Here is a 16,172-nt window from a genome sequence, read left to right as displayed (position 1 = left end):
CTTGTTACCCGGGGACGCCTCTGCGTGTTCTCGTGGCGCAGCGGTCTGCGGTGCGCGACCATACGGACGCCGACACAGGCACCATCATCGGCGTCGAGCGTGAGAAACGGCCTCGCCGGCCGCCAGAAACACCGAAACAGGAAGAAGGACGACGTGTCCGGCAGCGAAAGCGAGAACCCGGCAATCCCCTCCCCGACCACCACGCCGACTCGTCCCCGGACGAACCGCGACTGGTGGCCGAACCAGCTGGACCTGCAGGTGCTCCACCAGCACTCGTCCCGGTCCAACCCGATGGGCGAGGACTTCATCTACGCGGACGAGTTCACGAACCTCGACGTCGACGCCCTGAAGCGGGACCTGTTCGAGGTGATGACGACGTCCCAGGACTGGTGGCCCGCCGACTACGGCCACTACGGGCCGCTCTTCATCCGCATGAGCTGGCACGCCGCGGGCACCTACCGCATCGCCGACGGACGGGGCGGTGGCGGCTCCGGCGCTCAGCGCTTCGCCCCCCTCAACAGCTGGCCCGACAATGCGAGCCTCGACAAGGCCCGCCGTTTGCTCTGGCCGGTCAAGCAGAAGTACGGCCGGAAAATCTCATGGGCCGATCTTCTGGTTTTCGCCGGCAACTGCGCCATGGAATCCATGGGGTTCAAAACGTTCGGGTTCGGATTCGGGCGAGAGGACATCTGGGAACCCGAGGAAATCTTCTGGGGACCCGAGGACACCTGGCTCGGAGACGAGCGTTACAGCGGCGACCGGGAACTCACCGGTCCTTTCGGCGCCGTGCAGATGGGCCTCATCTACGTCAATCCGGAGGGGCCCAACGGCAATCCGGATCCGCTGGCCGCCGCCCGGGACATTCGCGAGACGTTCGGGCGCATGGCGATGAACGACGAGGAGACGGTCGCGCTCATCATCGGCGGCCATACCTTCGGCAAGTGCCACGGTGCGGTCGACCCCTCCTACATCGGCCCGGAACCCGAGGCCTGTCCCCTCGAACAGCAGGGCCTGGGCTGGGCCAACACGTACGGCACCGGCAAGGGCGCCGACACGCTCACCAGTGGGCTCGAGGGCGCGTGGACCAACGAGCCGACGAAGTGGGACAACGGGTACCTGGACAACCTGTTCCGGTACGACTGGGAGCTGACCACGAGCCCCGCCGGTGCGCACCAGTGGACCCCCACGGATCCGTCGGCCGCGAACACGGTGCCCGATGCCCACGATCCGTCGAAGCGGCACGCTCCCATGATGCTGACCACGGACCTCTCGCTGAAGCTGGATCCGGTCTACGGGCCGATCTCGAAGAGATTCCACGAGAACCCCGACCAGCTCGCGGAGGCCTTCGCCAAGGCGTGGTACAAGCTGTTGCACCGCGACATGGGACCCCTCTCGCGCTACCTCGGCCCGTGGATCCCCGAGCCGCAGCTGTGGCAGGACCCCGTCCCCGCGGTCGATCACCCCCTGGTCTCCGACGAGGACATCGCGGCCCTCAAGGGCCGGATCCTCGACTCCGGACTGTCCGTCTCCCAGCTGGTCACCACCGCCTGGGCGGCGGCGGCGAGCTTCCGCGGCACCGACAAGCGCGGCGGGGCCAACGGGGCACGGATCCGGCTCGCACCGCAGAAAGACTGGGAGGTCAACGACCTGCCCGAGGTGGCCGAGGTGCTGCGGACGCTGGAGGGGGTCCAAAGGGACTTCAACGGCTCACAGGCCGGCGGAACGAAGATTTCGCTCGCCGACCTGATCGTCCTGGGCGGGTGCGCGGCCGTCGAGCGGGCCGCGAAGAACGCCGGCCACGACATCACGGTCCCGTTCGCACCCGGGCGCACGGACGCCTCGCAGGAGCAGACCGATGTGGAGTCGTTCTCCGTGCTCGAACCGAGGGCGGACGGGTTTCGCAACTACCTCCGGGCGGGTGAGAAGTTGTCGCCGGAGACCCTCCTCCTGGACCGGGCCAACCTGCTGACGCTGACCGCCCCGGAGATGACGGTCCTGGTCGGCGGGATGCGCGCCCTGAACACCGGTTTCAAGTCGTCCGCGCACGGCGTCTTCACCCACCGGCCGGAGGCGTTGACCACCGACTTCTTCGTCAACCTGCTCGACATGGGCACGGAGTGGAAGGCGTCGACCTCGACCGAGAACGTGTTCGAAGGCCGGGACCGCACGACGAACGAGGTCAAGTGGACCGCCACCGCCGTCGACCTCATCTTCGGCTCGCATTCCCAGCTGCGAGCCGTCTCGGAGGTGTACGCGGCCGAGGACGCGGGAGCGAAGTTCGTGCGTGACTTCGTGGCCGCGTGGGACAAGGTGATGAACCTCGACCGGTTCGACCTCGTCTGAACCCGGCGCCCCCGGTCCGCCGCTCCTCGCGGCCGGCCGGGGGCGCCCTCGCGTGCGGGTCCGGGCACATGCCCGGCCGGCACGCGGGTAGCCGCACACCGCGGGATTGGTCGCATCCCGTCCGAAGGCAGGTGACCGCGTCATGCCCGTACTCGTGGGCACGTCCGGCTGGCAGTACCGGGACTGGCGGGGGGTCTTCTACCCGGAAGGACTGCCCCAGCGGCTCTGGCTGGAGGAGTACGCGCAGCAGTTCCTCACGGTGGAGAGCAACAACGCGTTCTACCGGCTGCCGAGCCCGGAGACGTTCGCGGCCTGGCGGGACCGGACTCCCGGCGGTTTCGTCATGGCGGTGAAGGCCAGCCGCTTCCTGACCCACATCAAACGCCTGCGCGAGCCGGAAGAGCCGGTCCGCCGCCTCATGGAGCACAGCGGCGCGCTGGGCGACCGGCTGGGGCCGGTGCTGCTCCAACTGCCGCCGACCCTGCGCGTGGATCCGGAGGCGCTGGACGCCTGCCTCGCCTGCTTCCCGCAGGGGACCCGGGTGGCCGTCGAACCGCGCCACGCCTCCTGGTGGATCCCCGAGGTGCGGGCGGTGCTGGAGGGGCGCGGGGCCGCCCTCTGCTGGGCGGACCGGGGCTCCCGTCCCGTGACGCCGCTGTGGCGGACCGCCGACTGGGGTTACGTGCGCTTCCACGAAGGCCGGGCCGCGCCCGCCCCGCGGTACGGCCGGACGGCCTTGAAGACCTGGGCGGGACGCGTCGGCGAGGCCTGGCCCGCCGAGGCCGACGTGTTCGTCTACTTCAACAACGACCCGGGCGGGGCCGCCGTCGTCGACGCCAGGGCCTTCCGGCGTCTCGTGGGCGGGCGGTGAGCGTCACGGCGCCGCCGGGGGGTCACCGCGCCGACGAGCGGGGCTGGTGGGAGTGGCGCAGCCGCGCTTCGACGTGTCCGTCGGTGATGCGCGTGTCGAAGGCGGGCTGGGGAGCGGTGGCCGGGCCCTCGACGTTCCAGCCGTCCGAGAGGCGGAACAGGCTGCCGTGCCACGGGCACCGGACGCAGCCGTCGACGAGCTCCCCTTCCGACAGCGGCCCGGCCATGTGGGCGCAGCGGTCGGCCAGGACGCGGACGGGGCCACCGCTCTCGCGTACGACGACCACGTCGACACCGTCCACGACGGCGCGGACCGCCCGGCCCACGGGGAAGTCGGACAACGGCCCCACGCGGTGCCAGCCCTCGCCCACGAGGTGCGTCACCTGTTCGGCGTGGTTGGCCCCGGCCGCCTGCCGGTAGGCGAGGTGCCCGCCCAGCGCCCCGCCGGCGCCCACGGCGGCCAGACCGGCCAGGGCCAGCGCCTTGCCGCGCCCGGCGCGGCCCCGCGTCCGGGCGATGAAGGAACCCGCGTAGAGCAGCACTCCCGCGCTGTTGGCCAGGGCGTGGACGAGTCCGGTGCGGGCCTGTTCGGGTGGGAGCTCCGCCCAGTCGGCCCAGCCCGCCGCCGCGGCGGGCGCCGCCGCGGCCAGCCCGGTCCCGACCAGGACGTGGGCGGCGCGGCGCTGGCCGGGCAGCAGGTCCAGGACCGCCGCGGAGAGCCAGGTCCCGAGCGGAACCTGTACGAGCAGGGGATGGGCCGGATGTCCCAGGGGCCGGCCGTGCAGGACGTCGCGGACGGGTCCCAGCGGTACGGCGCGCACGGCCCGGCGGACGACGCGGATCAGGGGGTCGGGGAACGACGCCTGCTCCAGGCGTTCCACGGCCCCCAGCAGGGGCCCGGGCCCGGTGCCGCCCACGGCACGATCCAAGCGGAGTGTGTCCATGGGCCGCGCCTACCCGTGGCCGAGGGGCGTATGTGCGTTTTCACCGCCTCGCCCCCTCTGCGGCCCTCAGCGCGGCGAGGCGCCGGCCGGCCGCGTGCAGGGAGCGGCCGCGGGGCGCGTCGTGCCACGGGTCGTCCTGGAGCAGGCCGCCGGCGGTGGTGAGCGTCCAGCGCCGTGCGGTCAGGTCCGGGTCGTCCAGGTCGGTCCACCGCAGCGGGGCGGCGATCGGGGCTCCCGGCCGGGCGCGCACCGCGTACGGGGCCACGGCGGTCTGGGCGTATCCGTTGCGCTGGACGTCCAGGTACAGGCGGCCCCGGCGGGCGTTCTTCCTGGCCTCGGTGGTGAGCCGGTCCGGATGGCGGGCGGCCAGCACCCCGGCGGCGTCCCGGGCGAAGGCCCTGACCTCGTCGAACGGCGCGCGGCGGTCGAGCGCCACCACGACGTGCAGCCCGCGGGAGCCGGTGGCCATGAGGAGGGAGGGCAGTCCGAGTTCGTCCAGCAGGTCACGCGTCCGGCCGGCGGCCTCGCGTACGGCCTCGAAGTCCTCGCCCGGCGGGTCGAGGTCGAACACCAGCCGGTCCGGGTGGTCGGGCCGGTCCGCCCTGGACAGCCAGCGGTGCGGTGTGATGCAGGCCTGTCCGGCCAGGTAGGCGAGGGTGGAGGCGTTCTCGCACAGCGCGTGGGTGACCGTGCCGTTCTCCTTGGGGAGTTCGGCCCGGGCCACCCAGTCGGGGAAGTGCTCCGGAACGTCCTTCTGCATGAACCCCGGGTCCTGTACGCCGTCGGGGTGGCGTTCCAGCATCAGCGGCCGGCCCCGCAGGTGGGGCAGCATCCGCGGGGCGACCAGGCGGTAGTAGCCGACCAGATCGGCCTTGGTGATGCCGTCCTCGGGGAACAGCACCTTGTCCGGCCGGCTGATGTCGAGGGACCGCCCGCCGATCCGGACGTTCTTCTTCGGGGTCATCGGGATCCGGTCCGCCCGGCCGGGGAGGCGGCCTCGGCCGCGACCTGCCCGAGGGTGTGCCCGCTGCGGGCCGAGCGGGCCCGGCGCGGGTCGGGGGTGCCGCTGCTGCCGGCGCGTGCGTCGGCGTGTTTGACGAGCAGCCAGGCCTCGCGCGCGCCGGCGTCGTCGCGGGGCGTGCGGATGCGGGTGAGCGAGTAGCCGCCGTGCAGTTTGCGGCCGTTCAGCCAGAACGAGGCGTGGCCGCGCTCCAGCGCCTCGGCGAAGGGGGTTTCGTGTCCCGTGCGGTCGGTCGTGAGATTGCGGTAGGTGCCCTCGTCCCAGACGATGACGGTGCCGGCGCCGTAGGTGCCCTCGCCGATGACGCCCTCGAAGTCCCGGTACGCCAGCGGATGGTCCTCGGTGGGCATCGCCAGGCGCCGGTCGTGCGGGTCGTCGGACGGGCCCTTGGGGACCGCCCACGACTTCAGCACCCCGTCGACCTCCAGCCGGAAGTCGAAGTGCATGGCGGTGGCGTCGTGGATCTGTACGACGAACACCGGACGGCCCTCGGCCCCGGCGCGGTCGTCGTCGCCTTTCGGCTCGGCCGTCCGGGAGAAGTCGCGCCGGCGGTGGTATTCGGCCAGCGGGTGAGCCGGTGCGGTCGGTTCCATGCCCTCCTCTTTCAGATGGCCTTCAGCGCCTTCAGAAGGCGCCGCGGGGCAGCGCATGGCCCCTGGCGCGGCGGGCGCGGCCCGAGCGGCCCTCCCCGCCGGGCCCGAGGGCCCGTACGGCGCACCGGGTACGCAGTTCCTCGAGCGTCTCGGCCTGTTCCTCCGCCCGTTCCAGGAGCCGCGCGAGCCGCGCGGTGTCGATGCGGTCGTCCGTCTCGGCGAGGGCGCGCAGGGTGAGCCAGCCGGACCGCTTGCCCTGGACGCCCAGCCGCAGGGCCTCCATTTCGAGGACGTCGCTGAGCGGGGAACGGGAGAAGAGGTGTCCGTTGAGCTTGAGGCGTCCCGCCTTCTCCGCCAGCCGGCCCAGGGCGGCCCGGGAGCGGCGTTCGGGCACGTCCAGGGTCCGCATGATCTCCTTCAGGGATTCGCGGTCCTCTCCGGCCTCCCGCGCCAGGCGTTCCAGCTGGTGGCCGATGGGGCTGCCCCGGTGGCTCTTCGCCGCCCGTTTCAGGAGCTCGACGCCGGCGTAGGCGCCCGCCAGGTGGTCGTTGAGGTAGATGCCGAGCAGGCGCTGGGCCTCGTGCCGGGCATCGTGTGCCGATGGCGTGCGCATGGCCTCACCTCCGTGGTCGGGCGCCCGGATGCGGCGGTCTTCTGCGCCTACCCCCGACCGGCCGCCCCACGCGCGCCCGCCGCCGCGCCGGCGGCCGTGCGGGCCGGGAACGACACGGCGAAACCGCTGCGCGGGCGGGTGGGGATGCGGTGGATCGGGATGCCGAGGTCCTGCTCCGGGACGTCGAAGTCCAGCTCTGCCAGCGCGGTGGCGAGCTCGGCCAGCACCGTGACCGTGATGTCCTCGCCGGGACACCGGTGCCCCGTCCGCGCGTCGCCGCCGCCCTGCGGGATGAGGTCGCCGGCCCCGGGCTCGCGGCCGAGGAAGCGCCGTGGGTCAAAACGGTAGGGGTCGGGCCAGAGCGCGGGGTCGTGGTGGTGCCCGTAGACGTCGAGGAGCACAAGGCTTCCCGCCCGGATCGTTTCGTCACCGAAGTCCACGTCCCGTGCGGCGAGCCCTCCGACGAACGGAACGAAGGGGTAGAAGCGCCGCACTTCATGGGCGAAGGCGCGGGCGTAGGGGCCCGGGTCCGCGCGGAGGGCGGCCCGCTGCCCGGGGTCGCGGTGGAGGGCGTGCGCGGCGAACACGGCGAACCAGGCGATGGCGACGGTCGGGCGGATGACGTTGAGCAGTTCGACGGCCGCGGTGCGGGCGTCGAGCAGCCTCCCGTCGGCGTCCCGGTGCCGGCTCACCGTCTCCAGCACGCTGCGGGCCCCGGCGGTGTCGCCGGGGTGGGCGGCCGCGCCCAGGTGGGCCACTCCCCCGCGCTCCTCCTCGACGGTGCGGGCCAGCCGCCGCTCCTGGCGGCGCCGGGCGCCGCGGGCCTTCCAGTGGCGGGGGCCGGCGGTCGCGAAGCCGTCGACCATGGCCAGGCAGTCGGCGGCGAGCTCATGGGCCTGCGCCTCGGACACGGGCACCCCGGTCCAGTCGCAGACCGCCCGGGCCAGCACACGGGCCGTCTCGTCGAAGAGGACCACCTCGCGCCCCGGCCAGCTCTCGACGGCCCGGCCCCAGTGCTCCCGTACCCGGCTGAGCAGGGCTTCGATGCCCTGGTCCGCCATGAGCAGGGACACGAACATGTCCTTGCGGACGCGGTGGACGTCCCCGTCGAGGGTGTGCACGGCGCCCCGGCCGAACAGCGTGTCCAGGACGGGCGCGGGAAGCGCGCCGTGCCGGAGCACGTGACGCTCGTCGTAGAAGAACGCGACCGCCTCGGGGCCGTGCAGCGCCACGGCGCGGCGGCCGGCGTAGCGCGTACGCACGACGGTGTCACCGCCGCGCCGTCGGCGCAGGTCGGGGAGCCATGCGTAGCCCTGGGCCAGCAGCGGAAGGGTGCTGTCGATCACTGGAAGCATGGGGGGCGCCTGCCCGTTGCCGCCGCGCGGCATTCCTCCGGGGGCCGGGCGGCCCCCTTTCAGCCGCATCCTTGAGCCGCTCGGTTCCGGGGAGGCGGCGCCGGTGCGGCCCTGGTGCGTAAGGGTGCCGCTCGCACTCTGTCGGGTGTTCCGCCGCCGCGCCGCCGCGGCGCGGACAGGACCGGGCACCAGGATGGGCCCCGACCTGCACCACCGACTGGAGGCTTCCGTGCTGGAACGCGAGCGACGCGAGGACCGTACCGAGATCACCTTCGTCCTTCCGGCCGATACCCCGCCCGGTCCGGTCAGCGTGGTCGGTGACTTCAACGACTGGCAGCCCGGCGCCCACGAACTGCGGAGCAGGAAGGACGGCAGCAGGGCGGTGACCGTGGCCCTGCCCGGCGAGAGCACGCACGCCTTCCGCTACCTGGCGGCCGGCGACTACTGGTTCAACGACGACAGCGCCGACAGCCAGGACGGCGTGAACAGCCGCCTCCACACCTGATGTAGAGCGCCGTCCCAGAGAGCGGAGCACGACCTTTGGCGATTTCGACGCGGGACGTCTTCGGCGCGCCGTGCTGGGTCAGCCTGCTGGTCAGGGACCTCCAGACGGCGCAGCAGTTCTACGCGGCCGTGCTGGGCTGGGAGTTCACGCCCGGCCGACTCGGGGAGGCGTTCACCGTGGCGAGGGCGGAGGGTGTCCCGGTCGCGGGCATCGGTGCGCTGGCCGGGGATCTGGGGGTGGCGGTCGCGTGGACGGTGTACTTCGCCGTCGAGGACGCCGATGTGGCGGTCGGCCGCATCCGCGAGCGCAGCGGCACGATCGCCGTCGGCCCGCTCTCGTTCGCCGCCGGCGGCCGCGGTGCCCTCGTCGCCGACCCCGACGGCGCGGCGTTCGGGATCTGGGAAGGGCCGGTCTCCGCCGACTGGCGGGTGGGCAAGGGTCAGGCCCCCGCCTGGCTGGAGTTGCGTACCAGGAACGCGTTCGACGCCGCGATCTTCTACGGCGGGGTGCTGGAATGGGCCAGCGGCCGGGCGGGGTGCTGCGAGGTCTCCTACGAGAACGACGAGGTGGTCCTGCGGCAGGGCGAGGACCCCGTCGCCCGGCTGGGCAGCGGCCCCGTCGAGACGGCCGCCCACGCCTCGCACACCCGGCCCCGCTGGCGCGTCCATTTCCGCGTGCCCGCACTGGAACCGGCGATCGAGGTGGCCACGTCGCTCGGCGGGCGCCCCGTCTCGGGCATCACCTCGAACGGCACCGAGCACTGGGTGGCCCTCCGCGACCCGGACGGGGGGCTGTTCACCCTCAACGCGGTCATTCCGCCCGGTTCGGCGTGACCGGACCGGCGTTCATGGCGCTCGGGGTGAATCGAACGCTCCTCATCCGCTGTTAGGGTGACGTGCGCCCGTCAAGTTGGGCGCTCTCACTTCCAGACATTTCAACGGGGTTTGACGTGAAGCTTCGCCATGTCCGCGCGGTCGCCGTCTTCGGTATCGCCGTCTTCGCACTCACCGGAGCCCGTGGTTCCCACGGCGCCAGCTGCGGCGGCGGCAGCCACAGTTCCGGATCGGGCTCCAGCGGGGGTACCACGGGCGGCAGCCACAACAGCGACAGCAGCACCACCGGTGGCAGCACCAGCAGTGGCAGCTCGGGCGGTACGTCCGTCCCCGGCGGCAGCAGCAGCAACAACAAGGCCGAGCGCGACATCAAGATCGACACGTGCAAGCTGGACGACTCGGGCAAGAACCTGGTCGCCAGGCTCACCGTCACCAACAGCGGCTCGGTGGACTACAAGTACAACATCACCATGAAGTTCCGCGGGGACGCCACCTCCAGCGCGACCCAGGTCCAGGCCAGGGTCAGCGGTCTCACGGTCAAGGCGGGTGCGTCCCAGCAGACCGAGGCCACGACCCCGTACACCGGCAAGGGCGACGGCAGCGAGTACAAGGAATGCGTCGTCGCGAGCGCGTCGAAGAACGTGCTCTGACGCCTCCCCTCATCGCGTTTGCGGTGGCGCCCCCTCTCCCGGCCGACGGGAGCGGGGGCGCCGCCGTTTCCGGCCGACGGGGGCGGGGATTGCCGCCGTTTCCGGGTCCGCCGCTCCGTTGCGGCGTGTCGGTGGTGGCCGGGACGCCTCTGGTCCGGCACGGTGGGCGCGGTCGGAGGCCGTCGCGTGCGACGGTCGCGCAGCGCGCGGGAGAGGTTCGCATGACCGAGAACGGCAGTTCCCCGACCAGCCGCCGGGCGCTCCTGCTGGCCGCCGGATCGGCCGGGGTCGCGGCCCTCACGGCGGCCTGCTCCGGACCGGCGGGCACCGGAGGTGCGGCACGGGAGCCGTCGGCTCCGGCGTCCCCGGCAGCGCCGTCCGCGTCACCGTCACCCGGCGGCAGCACCCCCTCCTGCGTCCTCACCGTCGAAGCGGGGGCCGGGCCGTACTACCTCGGCCTGGACCGGGTCCGGTCCGACATCAGGGAAGACCGGGACGGTGTGCCGTTCCGGCTGGACCTGACGGTGGTACGGGCCGGTTCGGGCTGCCGGCCGGTCGCGGGCGCGGCCGTCGACGTGTGGCACGCCGACGCCTCGGGCACCTACTCCACCGGCGGCGCCGCCTTCCTGCGCGGTACGCAGGTCACCGACGGGGCCGGCCGCTGCGCGTTCCGGACCGTCGTGCCCGGCTGGTACGCGGGGCTGGCCCCGCACATCCACTTCAAGGTGCGCCCGGACAGCCGGAGGGAAACGACCTCGCAGCTCTTCTTCCCCGAGGACCTCCTGCTGACGGTGTACGCCCGCCCGCCGTACGACCGGCGCCGCGCACCCGAGCACCCCAACGCCCGCGACGACCGCTACCGGGCCTCCGGCGCCGCGATGACACTGGCCCCCGTCCCCGACGGCGGCGGCTACCGCGCCGCCTACACCGTGGGACTCGCCTGAGTCCGCGCCATCCGCCGCGTGCCCCGGTGCGCCGAACGCCGGGGCCGCCGCAACCCCCTCAGGTGCGACGGCCCCGGCGCGTTCACGGGCGGCGGTGCCTACTGCGCGGAGACCTTCAGCAGCTTGTTCGGGGTGCCGCTGCTCGGGTTGGTGATCTTGCCCGGGGTCGCCGCCGCGGTCAGGGCCTGCGCGACCTGCGCGGGCGAGGCGTCCTTGTGTCCGGCGAGGTAGAGGGCGGCCGCTCCCACCACGTGCGGGGTCGCCATCGAGGTGCCGGAGATGGTCTTCGTACCGCTGTCGCTGTCGTTCCAGTCGGAGGTGATCTCCGAGCCCGGGGCGTAGAGGTCCACGACCGAGCCGAAGTTGGAGAAGGAGGACTGGGAGTCGTCGGCCGCACTGGAAGCCACGGTGATGGCCTCGGTGACCCGGGAGGGAGAGCCCTGACCCGCATCGGAGGATTCGTTGCCGGCCGCGACGGCGAAGGTGACACCGGCGGCTATCGACCGGCGCACCGCCTCGTCGAGCGCCTCGTCGGCGCCGCCGCCGAGGCTCATGTTGGCCACCGAGGGGCCGGTGTGATGCTTCGTCACCCAGTCGATGCCGGCCACCACCTGCTCGGTGGTGCCCGACCCGTTGTCGTCGAGCACCCGGACGGCAACGATCTTGGCCTGCTTGGCCACCCCGTGGGAGGTGCCCGCGATGGTCCCGGCGACGTGCGTACCGTGCCCGTTGCCGTCGTCGGCGGTCTCGTCGTTGTCCACGGCGTCGAAGCCGTGCGCGGCCCGGCCGCCGAAGTCCTTGTGGCTGATCCGCACGCCGGTGTCGATGACGTAGGCCGTGACGCCCTCCCCTCCCGCGTCGGGGTAGGTGTACTTCTTGTCTGCTGCGGTCGCCGTCTGGTCGATGCGGTCGAGGCCCCACGAAGGGGGGTTTTCCTGGGTGCGGTTGATGGAGAACTTCTTGTTCTGGACGACCTTGCGGACGGCCGGGTCGGCGGCGAGGCGCTTGGCGCCGGTCTCCGAAAGCCCCGCCGCCGAGAAGCCGTTGACGGCGGACGTGTAGGTGCGCTTCAGCTCGCCGCCGTACTTCTTGGCGAGCGCCTGCCGGTCCGCTTCCTTGTCGAGGATGACGATGTAGCTGCCGCTCAGCGCTCCGGGTGCGCCGAGCCCGTACACCGTTCCCTCGGCCGGAGTGTCGGCTCCGGCCAGGGGGGACAACAGCATGCAGACACCGGTTGCAGTGGCGACTCCCGTGGCTACTGCAAGGACACGGAAGCCTCGCGAACGGGTGCGTGCGTGCTTGTGAGTTGACATGAAGAGAGTGCTCCTCGTGTTGACGTGTGGGGCGTCAAAGCGTGTTGCGCCGCCCCTCCGGAGCCGAAAGATCTCCGGAGCGACCTTCGAAACCCTGACCGATTGGCGGAGTTGATTCAAGGCCGCCCGGCGCCCGACCGTTCTTCAACAAGGTTTCTGAAAGAGACCTCCCCGGGGGCCCCTCGGAATGACCACACTCTTCGAACCGCCCACACATACACGACACTTCACGGTGCATTCGCGAACATGCGTGAACGAACGCCTGAGCAGCGCCCGTTCGCCGGCCGGCTCCCACGAGCGCGGCGGGACAGGGGTTCACGAGGTGCGGGAGATGCGTACGCGACGGGGGGTTTGCGTGAGGACGTCCGGCAGAGCCCAACAGCGCCTTGACTCACCGCAGATGAACGTTTCGGCCCGCACGCGCGACGTGGCGTGACCGGAGGGCGCGAGCCGGTACCCGTCGAGGCGCCGGGCCGTTCAGCGGTGCAGTCGGCGCGTCCAGTCCTGCGGTACCCGGCCGGCCGGTCCCGGCGCCGGCTGGTCCGCCGGGTGGCTGCCGGGCGGCGTCAGCTCGGGCCCCGACTCGTACAGGGCACCGGTGTCGTAGTCCCAGAACCACTCCTCGCCCGGCTCGAAACTCTGCACCAGGGGATGGCCGCTGGCCTTCCAGTGGGCGGTGGCGTGCTGGGCCGGGGAGGAGTCGCAGCAGCCGATGTGACCGCACTGGGCGCAGCGCCGCAGGTGGAACCACCAGCCGCCCACCGCGTCGCAATCGGCGCAGCCGGTGCCGGCGGGCGGGACGCTCGGGTCGATCGCGTTGATGTCACTCATGCCGGCTCCTCGGCGGTCGCTGACTCGCTCTTGGTCCTGGTCTCGTTTCCGGTCTCGTTCTCGGTCTCGTTCTCGGTCTCGTTTTCGGGCGCGGCCCCCGGTTCGGGGTCGGTCAGCGGCAGCAGCACCTGGAACCGGGTGTCGCCCGGCACGGACTCGACGTGGAGGCTGCCGTGGTGCTTGTTGACGACGATGCGCCAGGAGATGTCGAGGCCGAGGCCGGTGCCCTCGCCGACCGGCTTGGTGGTGAAGAAGGGATCGAAGATGCGGTCGCGGATGTCCGCCGGGACGCCGGGGCCGGTGTCGCGGAACTCCACGAGCAGCCGCTCCCCCTCCAGTGCCGTGCGGACCGTCAGCGTGCCGTCGCGGCCGGTGCTCCCGATGGCGGAGACGGCGTTGTCGATGAGGTTGGTCCACACCTGGTTGAGCTCCGCCGGGTAGGCGGGCACGGCCGGCAGGGAGCGGTCGTAGTCCTTGACCACCCGGATCCGGGGGCCGATCTTGCCCGACAGCATCAGCAGGGTGCTGTCGAGGAGTTCGTGGACGTCGACGACCCGGTGCGGTGCGCGGTCGAGCTGCGCGTACTGCTTCGCCGCGTCCACGAGGTGGGAGATGCGGGTGGTCGAGTCGTCGATCTCGTCCATCAGCAGTTCGGTCTCGACCGTGTAGTTGAGCCAGCCCACGGCCGCCGGCAGGATGTCCTCGGCCACGGCCACCGCGACCTGTTCCAGCCAGTCCGTGTCCAGTCCGGCCTGCACGAAGGTCGGCGCGATCCGCCAGCCCTCCGGGATGCCGTGGTCCTCGAGCCAGTCGGCGAGTTCGTCCTCCCGGTCCGACGCCTCCAGCGGGCTGAGCGCCGTCGCCTTGGCGACCCGTTCGACGGTGCGCTCCTGGATCTCGATGAGGTCGGCGATCGCCTCGCGGGAGTAGTTGCCCTGGGCGATGTGGGCCAGCTTGTGCCGCATCTTCCCGACCCGTTCGCGCAGCGTCGCGGTGGCCCTGACGGCCGCCGCCGCCGGATTGTTCAGCTCGTGCGTGAGCCCGGCCGACAAGGATCCGAGGGCCAGCAGCCGTTCGCGCTGGCCGATGGCCCGCTGGGTGTTCTTCGAGCCGAAGAACAGCCCCTCCAGCAGGTGCGCGGCCATCGGGAACCATTCCCGCATGATGTCCGCGAACGACTGCGCGGGCAGGACGAAGAACCGCGTCGGCTCGGTCACCCGCATCGAGTTGGTGTACGTCTGCGGCACCTGCTCGCCCAGGTAGGCCTGCATGGCCCCCGCGTACACGCCGCGCTGCGAGGTGCGGCTCACTTCCACGTCGTCGCCGCCGACCCGGCGGGACAGGACGACGGTGCCCTCGATCATCACGTAGAAGCAGGTGGCCGGTTCGCCTTCGGTGTAGACCGGGCCGGTCTCGAACCGCTCGACCCGCCCCTGCGCGCACAGCCGCCCGAGCTGCTCCGGGGTCAGCTTCTCGAACAGGAACAGGGAGGCGATCTCCTGCGGGGCGCAGGGCATGACCTGTCCGCTCATGACTGCTCCAGGTACCGGTGGACGAGCATCACGGCCATGGCCCCCTCTCCGACGGCGGAGGCGACGCGCTTCGCGGACTGGGCGCGCGCGTCACCCGCCACGAACACGCCGGGGATGTTGGTCTCCAGGTGGTAGGGCGGCCGGTCCAGCTCCCAGTCGGCCGGCGGGCGCCCGTCCGGCGTGAGGTCGGGCCCGGCCAGGATGAAGCCGTGCTCGTCGCGCAGCACCGTACCGTCCAGCCAGTCGGTCAGCGGGGCCGCGCCGATGAAGACGAACATCCAGTGGGCGTCGACGAGTTCCGTCGTGCCGCTGTCCACGTCGCGCAGCGTCAGCTGTTCCAGGTGCTCCTCGCCGTGCGCCGCCTCGACGACGGTCCGGGTCCGCACCGTGATGTTCTGCGCTTCCTCGATCTGCTGGATCAGGTAGTACGACATCGACGCCGTCAGGGACTCCCCGCGTACCAGCAGGGTCACCGACTTCGCGCCGCGGGCCAGGTACATCGCTGCCTGTCCGGCGGAGTTGGCGCCGCCCACGATGTACACGTCGTGCCCCTGGCAGGAGGACGCCTCGGTGAGCGAGGAGCCGTAGTACACCCCGCGGCCGATCAGGTCGTCACAGCCCGGTGCCCGCAGGTGCCGGTACGACACGCCGGTGGCCAGGATGACGCTCTGCGCGGCGACCGCCGAGCCGTCGGAGAAGCGGACGGTGCGCGCCGCGCCGTTGACCTCCAGCCCCGTCACCTCGCGCGCGGTGAGGATCTCGGCGCCGAAGCGGCCGGCCTGGCGGCGGGCGCGTTCCGTGAGCTGTGCGCCCGACACGCCGTCCGGGAAGCCGAGGTAGTTCTCGATGCGGGAGCTCTGCCCGGCCTGTCCGCCGGTCGCCGACCGCTCGACCAGGACGGTCCGCAGTCCCTCGGAGGCCCCGTACACCGCGGCGCCGAGCCCGGCCGGGCCGCCGCCGATCACCACGAGGTCGTAGAAGTCGGCGGCCGGTGTCGTGGCGAGCCCCACGTGGGCGGCCAGGTCGGGCGCCGCCGGCTCGATCAGCACGGTGCCCTCCGGTGTGATCACCACGGGCAGCCGCTGCCCGTCGGCCCCGGCCGCCTCCAGCAGGCGCCGTCCCTCGGGCTCGTCGGAGGAGTACCAGCGGTACGGCACCTGGTTGCGGGCCAGGAACTCCCGCGCGTGCGAGGTCCGCGCCGACCAGCGGTGCCCGATCAGCTTGGTGGCGGGTACGGGCCGGTGGTCGCTGGAGCGCCAGGCCGCGAGCAGGTCGTCCACGACCGGGTAGAGCTTCTCCTCGGGCGGGTCCCACGGCTTGAGGAGGTAGTGGTCAAGGTCGACGACGTTGATCGCGTCGATGGCGGCGTTGGTGTCGGCGTAGGCGGTGAGCAGCACGCGCCGCGCGCCCGGGTACACGCTCAGGGCCTGTTCGAGGAACTCAATCCCGTTCATCTGCGGCATCCGGTAGTCGGCGAGGATCACGGCCACCAGGTCGCCCCGCAGCTTCAGCTCGCGCAGCGCCTCCAGCGCGGACTCCCCGGACTCGGCGCGCACGATCCGGTAGCCGGCACCGTAGCGGCGCCGCAGGTCGCGGGCGACGGCGCGGGAGACTCCGGGATCGTCGTCGACGGTCAGGATGACGGTCCGTGCGGTGTCGGCGGCCTGTGCCATACGTCTCCCACGAGCGGGCTGGGCCGGCGGCGGGACGAGCCGCCGCGCCGGTTCCCGCCCATCGTACGTTCGCGGGCTAGGGCCTGTCGTCAAACTCCCGTCTGCCCCGCGACGCCTGGCACGCGCTCTCGCCGCACCGGGCGGAATCCCGA

At 72.3% G+C, this 16,172-nt stretch carries 15 protein-coding genes; 6 read left to right on the top strand and 9 right to left on the bottom strand.

The window, feature by feature from the left end:
• Positions 1-153: 153 nt before the first annotated feature.
• Together katG and ACIP5M_RS05140 are read left to right on the top strand one after the other, a co-directional pair.
• Positions 154-2,343 (top strand): catalase/peroxidase HPI, encoded by a 2,190-nt coding sequence (gene katG / locus ACIP5M_RS05145; protein WP_401192070.1) that lies wholly within the window; start codon positions 154-156, stop codon positions 2,341-2,343.
• 142 nt (positions 2,344-2,485) lie between these two features.
• Positions 2,486-3,214 carry a DUF72 domain-containing protein gene (locus ACIP5M_RS05140; protein ID WP_401192069.1) on the top strand — a complete coding sequence of 243 codons (729 nt, stop codon included), beginning with the start codon at positions 2,486-2,488 and terminating at the stop codon, positions 3,212-3,214.
• Between the two features lie 22 nt (positions 3,215-3,236).
• On the opposite strand, the gene ACIP5M_RS05135 is transcribed toward ACIP5M_RS05140, so the two are convergent.
• From ACIP5M_RS05135 to ACIP5M_RS05115, 5 genes are read right to left on the bottom strand one after another with little or no spacing between them, the layout of a single operon-like run.
• Positions 3,237-4,142 (bottom strand): Rieske 2Fe-2S domain-containing protein, encoded by a 906-nt coding sequence (locus ACIP5M_RS05135; protein WP_401192066.1) that lies wholly within the window; start codon positions 4,140-4,142, stop codon positions 3,237-3,239.
• A 55-nt stretch (positions 4,143-4,197) separates the two neighbouring features.
• A complete protein-coding gene (gene ligD / locus ACIP5M_RS05130) occupies positions 4,198-5,121 on the bottom strand; it encodes a non-homologous end-joining DNA ligase (RefSeq protein ID WP_401192064.1) in 924 nt (307 codons plus the stop codon).
• The gene (locus tag ACIP5M_RS05125) at positions 5,118-5,771 is read right to left on the bottom strand and encodes a DNA polymerase ligase N-terminal domain-containing protein (protein ID WP_401192061.1); all 654 of its coding nucleotides are present in this window, start codon (positions 5,769-5,771) and stop codon (positions 5,118-5,120) included. The genes ligD and ACIP5M_RS05125 overlap by 4 nt, the downstream gene beginning before the upstream one ends.
• Before the next feature lie 31 nt (positions 5,772-5,802).
• A complete protein-coding gene (locus ACIP5M_RS05120; protein WP_401192059.1) occupies positions 5,803-6,384 on the bottom strand; it encodes a hypothetical protein in 582 nt (193 codons plus the stop codon).
• Positions 6,385-6,431: 47 nt separating this feature from the next.
• Entirely contained in the window at positions 6,432-7,739 is a 1,308-nt protein-coding gene (locus tag ACIP5M_RS05115) for a cytochrome P450 (RefSeq protein ID WP_401192057.1), read from the bottom strand.
• A 193-nt stretch (positions 7,740-7,932) separates the two neighbouring features.
• On the opposite strand from ACIP5M_RS05115, the gene ACIP5M_RS05110 reads away from it, so the two are divergent.
• The 4 genes from ACIP5M_RS05110 to ACIP5M_RS05095 all read left to right on the top strand — a co-directional run bounded on the left by ACIP5M_RS05110 (position 7,933) and on the right by ACIP5M_RS05095 (position 10,671).
• Positions 7,933-8,244, top strand: coding sequence for an isoamylase early set domain-containing protein (locus tag ACIP5M_RS05110; protein ID WP_401192054.1), 312 nt, complete (start codon positions 7,933-7,935; stop codon positions 8,242-8,244).
• A 35-nt stretch (positions 8,245-8,279) separates the two neighbouring features.
• Positions 8,280-9,077, top strand: a complete 798-nt coding sequence (locus ACIP5M_RS05105; protein ID WP_401192052.1) for a VOC family protein — start codon at positions 8,280-8,282, stop codon at positions 9,075-9,077.
• A gap of 116 nt (positions 9,078-9,193) precedes the next feature.
• Entirely contained in the window at positions 9,194-9,727 is a 534-nt protein-coding gene (locus tag ACIP5M_RS05100) for a hypothetical protein (protein WP_401192049.1), read from the top strand.
• Between the two features lie 221 nt (positions 9,728-9,948).
• Positions 9,949-10,671: an intradiol ring-cleavage dioxygenase gene (locus ACIP5M_RS05095; RefSeq protein WP_401192047.1), complete on the top strand. Its 723-nt coding sequence runs from the start codon at positions 9,949-9,951 to the stop codon at positions 10,669-10,671.
• A 98-nt stretch (positions 10,672-10,769) separates the two neighbouring features.
• Here ACIP5M_RS05095 and ACIP5M_RS05090 read toward each other — a convergent pair whose 3' ends face one another.
• The 4 genes from ACIP5M_RS05090 to ACIP5M_RS05075 form a co-directional block, all read right to left on the bottom strand.
• Positions 10,770-11,984, bottom strand: a complete 1,215-nt coding sequence (locus ACIP5M_RS05090) for a S8 family serine peptidase (RefSeq protein WP_401192045.1) — start codon at positions 11,982-11,984, stop codon at positions 10,770-10,772.
• A 477-nt stretch (positions 11,985-12,461) separates the two neighbouring features.
• Complete coding sequence (locus ACIP5M_RS05085) at positions 12,462-12,815, bottom strand: UBP-type zinc finger domain-containing protein (protein ID WP_401192044.1); 354 nt, start codon at positions 12,813-12,815, stop codon at positions 12,462-12,464.
• The gene (locus tag ACIP5M_RS05080) at positions 12,812-14,347 is read right to left on the bottom strand and encodes an ATP-binding protein (RefSeq protein ID WP_401192041.1); all 1,536 of its coding nucleotides are present in this window, start codon (positions 14,345-14,347) and stop codon (positions 12,812-12,814) included. Before ACIP5M_RS05080 ends, ACIP5M_RS05085 begins: the two co-directional genes overlap by 4 nt.
• Positions 14,344-16,020 (bottom strand): FAD-dependent oxidoreductase, encoded by a 1,677-nt coding sequence (locus tag ACIP5M_RS05075; protein ID WP_401192039.1) that lies wholly within the window; start codon positions 16,018-16,020, stop codon positions 14,344-14,346. Before ACIP5M_RS05075 ends, ACIP5M_RS05080 begins: the two co-directional genes overlap by 4 nt.
• Between the last annotated feature and the right edge of the window lie 152 nt (positions 16,021-16,172).

This window comes from Streptomyces sp. NPDC088762 (assembly GCF_044750905.1).
In the GTDB taxonomy this organism is placed as follows: domain Bacteria; phylum Actinomycetota; class Actinomycetes; order Streptomycetales; family Streptomycetaceae; genus Streptomyces.
Note: the sequence above shows the minus strand (reverse complement) of the source record. Positions and strands in the feature narration are given on the sequence as shown.

Excerpts from the sequence above, each read along its gene's own strand:
- ACIP5M_RS05125 (WP_401192061.1), bottom strand. The coding sequence starts at position 5,771 with ATGGAACCGACCGCACCGGCTCACCCGCTGGCCGAATACCACCGCCGG.
- ligD (WP_401192064.1), bottom strand. The coding sequence starts at position 5,121 with ATGACCCCGAAGAAGAACGTCCGGATCGGCGGGCGGTCCCTCGACATC.
- ACIP5M_RS05115 (WP_401192057.1), bottom strand. The coding sequence starts at position 7,739 with ATGCTTCCAGTGATCGACAGCACCCTTCCGCTGCTGGCCCAGGGCTAC.
- ACIP5M_RS05140 (WP_401192069.1), top strand. The coding sequence starts at position 2,486 with ATGCCCGTACTCGTGGGCACGTCCGGCTGGCAGTACCGGGACTGGCGG.
- ACIP5M_RS05085 (WP_401192044.1), bottom strand. The coding sequence starts at position 12,815 with ATGAGTGACATCAACGCGATCGACCCGAGCGTCCCGCCCGCCGGCACC.
- ACIP5M_RS05120 (WP_401192059.1), bottom strand. The coding sequence starts at position 6,384 with ATGCGCACGCCATCGGCACACGATGCCCGGCACGAGGCCCAGCGCCTG.
- ACIP5M_RS05090 (WP_401192045.1), bottom strand. The coding sequence starts at position 11,984 with ATGTCAACTCACAAGCACGCACGCACCCGTTCGCGAGGCTTCCGTGTC.
- ACIP5M_RS05075 (WP_401192039.1), bottom strand. The coding sequence starts at position 16,020 with ATGGCACAGGCCGCCGACACCGCACGGACCGTCATCCTGACCGTCGAC.
- ACIP5M_RS05110 (WP_401192054.1), top strand. The coding sequence starts at position 7,933 with ATGGGCCCCGACCTGCACCACCGACTGGAGGCTTCCGTGCTGGAACGC.
- ACIP5M_RS05095 (WP_401192047.1), top strand. The coding sequence starts at position 9,949 with ATGACCGAGAACGGCAGTTCCCCGACCAGCCGCCGGGCGCTCCTGCTG.
- ACIP5M_RS05080 (WP_401192041.1), bottom strand. The coding sequence starts at position 14,347 with ATGAGCGGACAGGTCATGCCCTGCGCCCCGCAGGAGATCGCCTCCCTG.